This window comes from Tunicatimonas sp., assembly GCF_049647865.1.
Classification (GTDB): domain Bacteria; phylum Bacteroidota; class Bacteroidia; order Cytophagales; family Cyclobacteriaceae; genus Tunicatimonas.
Genome location: NZ_JBARYM010000506.1, coordinates 1 through 3,451, shown reverse-complemented (window position 1 = coordinate 3,451; position 3,451 = coordinate 1). Strand labels below are relative to the sequence as shown.

The window sequence follows — 3,451 nt, the reverse complement described above, 5'->3', positions numbered from 1 at the left end:
ATGTCGCGCACTGCAGAAAATTGGGCCTCATTTACCAAAGGGGTTAGTGTAGTAATTTGACCATCCTTAATGGCGGCCCACGATGAGCGGAACGTTTGCGCAGAAAAATGCCTAGCTTGTTTCAACTCAGCGTTACCTACCAACAGAGCTAAGGTAGCCTCAGCGTAGGAATCGTAATCAGCAAACTTCTTTTTCACGGTCGGAAGCTGCTGATACATCCGGTCGCGCTCTTCTATAGTGTATAAGTTACCATTTTGGTAGTAGCCAAAGAGCAGGTCAGTAGAACCATTAGCATCAAAATCATCAGCGTACAACTCAAAAGGCGATTGGGTAGATGCTGTGTAGCGGTAGTTCAGACCTACGTTGCCCATCACTAGTTCATCCGTGCCATCCTGATTCCAATCAGCCGCAGATAGACTAAACCACCAACCTGCCGATGCTAAACTATCGGAATTGCCTGATTTTAGCTGGCTACCTGTGTTCGTATATACCGTGGGCGACATCCATGTTCCTACGACGGCTAGTGCCGGTAACTCATTAGCTTCAGTAACTACCCACTGAGCATCAGTAATTAGTTTGCGCTGCTTTAGTTCTGGAAGCCAAATGTCGGTTACGTCTTCAAATTTTCCTTGGCGATTTTCTAATAGATAGCTTCGGCCGGGTGATGGATATTTTCCCGGAATGATGTACCCGCCTACGAATAAATCCTGATCGCCATCGCCATCAAAATCGGCTGCTGTAGCGCAGGTTCCAAACGAGTGCATATCGGGTAATACTTCACTCGCCCACTGAAAATTTCCTTTTCCGTCATTGAGATACAAGTGATCCTGCAAGTCCGTGTCATCCGCTACGTACTCGTTACTTCCGCTAACTACGTACAAGTCCATATCGCCATCGCCGTCAATATCAAAAAACACTGCATCCGTAGATTCACTAGCGGCATGCTGCTGCCAGGGTTGGTTTCGGACTCGAGCAAACCCACCGGAAGCGGACTGAATAAATAACTCCCCGGATTGTCCACGCGCTCCTCCGATAAAAAAATCATCGAGTTCATCGCCGTTTACATCGGCAGCGGTTAAAGCAGGTCCAAAGTCAGATAGTTTATAAGGAAGTAAAAACTCACGATCAAAATCGTCAAACTCCGATTCTTGGTGACGAAATGATAAATCGATTTGATCGGTAATTTCTTCAAAAATCTGAATTCCTACCGAATCGATAATAGCCGAAGTTGGTTTGGCATTTTGGTAAGTAGGCGTAATCATTTGATTTGACTCTACATTTTTCAGCGTTTGACTCAAGCCATCCGGCCAAGTAATTCTAAGACTATCGATAAGCTCATTACCTAGTCCAAAATGGAGAATAGGTTCTACCGACGATTGATAACCCCGCGTAGGCTGCAACTGCCGCATTTGAGATGTATTAGCTTGATACACAATGACTTTCGTACCAATACCAAATGGGTTGCCGGAGTTTCCTACTAACTTTACTTTTAAATAAAAATTCCGCTTATCCGAGGGACGGTTACGGTAGATAGTAGCAAAATCGTCTAAATTATTAACAACCAAATCTAGGTAGCCGTCATTATTTAGGTCAGCGTAAGCGGCTCCGTTAGAGAAAGTAGCTTCTCCCAACCCTCCCGATTCACTAACATTTTTAAATGTTAAATCCCTCTGATTATGATACAGATAATTAGCGATTTTCTGAGAGGGCATTTGGTTCAAGAGCGACTGGGCGGCCGGTTCGTTCAGATCCACAAAGCGAGCATTCATCGCTTCTAACTCCTGATTGATACCCGCGACAAAATCATTGTTCAGCACGTCCTTACGCAGGCCATTGGTGATGAATAAATCCTGCCAGCCATCATTATCCAAATCGGCAAACAACGGTGCCCAGCTCCAATCGGTTTGATCTACTCCGGCCAAGCGAGCGATGTTGCTGAATGATGTTTGCTGGGAAACCACCCCAGTTGGCAGTGGCGTATTTAGTTGCAAACTATTATACATGTACTGGAAGTGGTAACCTTTGTCCACAAAGTCCCAGAACTTGGCATCGCTGATACCCGCCAGATTTGCTTTTTGACGGTATTGATCGGGAGCAGCCATATCTACCACGGCAATATCGGGCCAGAGATCGTTATTAAAATCTGCCATATCCACGCCCATTCCGAAGAAAGAAATTTGCTGGGTAGCCTGATGAATTGATTCGGTAAACGTACCGTCTTGGTTGTTAAGGTAGAGATAGTCGTGCTCGTAGAAATCGTTAGCTACGTAAATATCGTCCCAACCATCTTGGTTCACGTCGCCTACAGTGAGGCCAAGTCCGTAGCTATGCTGCGTTCCAATAATACCGGCTGGTTGGCTGACATCGGTAAATTTGCCGACGTCGTTCCGGTATAGCTTGTCCCCGACGTAGGGGTCACGCTCATTAGATTGGGCCAGCACCCGCCCATCGTAGGTTTCCATACCGTGGTTGACTATGAACATATCTAGGTCACCATCGCGGTCATAGTCAAAGAAAGCTGCCTGAATGGAATAGCCTGGATCATTAAGACCGTATTCCTGAGCTTGCTCCCGAAAAGTGCCGTTTTGTTGATTAATGTAGAGTAGATTCTCACGGTTCTCCGGCTTAAAGTTACCCGATCGGCTCACGTATATATCCAGCCATCCATCAGCGTTCACGTCGGCCATTCCTACTCCCGTACACCAGCTATTACTCCCCGACGGCAAAATGTTAGCTGCAATGGACATGTCTTCGAACTGAAAGTTGCCCTGGTTACGGTAGAGCTTGTTAGACACTGTATTTCCGGTAAAAAAGAGATCGGTTTTACCATCATTATCAATATCTCCCACTGCTACTCCCCCACCGTTGTAGAAGTACTGATAGAGCAAAATGTTGCGGAAGCGATCCTCCGCTACTTCGTTTATAAAGTAAATTCCTGTGTTTTCGGAAGTAAGTTTCTCAAACTGCGGGTGCGCTTCTACCGTAGGCTTGGCAGGAGCTGTAACTAATGGTTTCTTTTTTTCGGTTGGTTGAGCTTCGCAACTGACCAGCAAAATTAGAAACCCCAACCAATATAAAAAAATCAAGCTTTGAGTACGCATCTTTACTTCTTTCTTCGGTCAAACTACAAAAGATCGTAATACAAAAAAAGGGAAGAAAGTAACCACTCTCATCCCTTTTAAATATCTAACCACAACGATTACTCGTAGGCGATTCACCTCAGTTTCGTAATCAGGAATCTCTGAATAGAACGGACTATCCCCATGGAACCGCAGCTCTGCCCCGCCCCGCAAACGGACGACCGTCATTTTCTTCTACAGAGTATAATGCTCCGTTTGCAAAGTCTATCGCAAAGTAGCCACTATTTTATACTCCACAATCAAAGAAGACAATCTGGGGCAGTGCTACTAGCACAACTCCCAGGTAGTAGGCATTAGATAAACCTGCGTAT

1 protein-coding gene is annotated in these 3,451 nt (G+C 45.5%); it reads right to left on the bottom strand.

The annotated features are described in order from the left end of the window. A partial coding sequence (locus WBA23_RS14925) for a VCBS repeat-containing protein (protein WP_424583079.1) occupies positions 1–3,086 on the bottom strand: 3,086 nt, incomplete at its 3' end. Positions 3,087–3,451 lie beyond the last annotated feature (365 nt).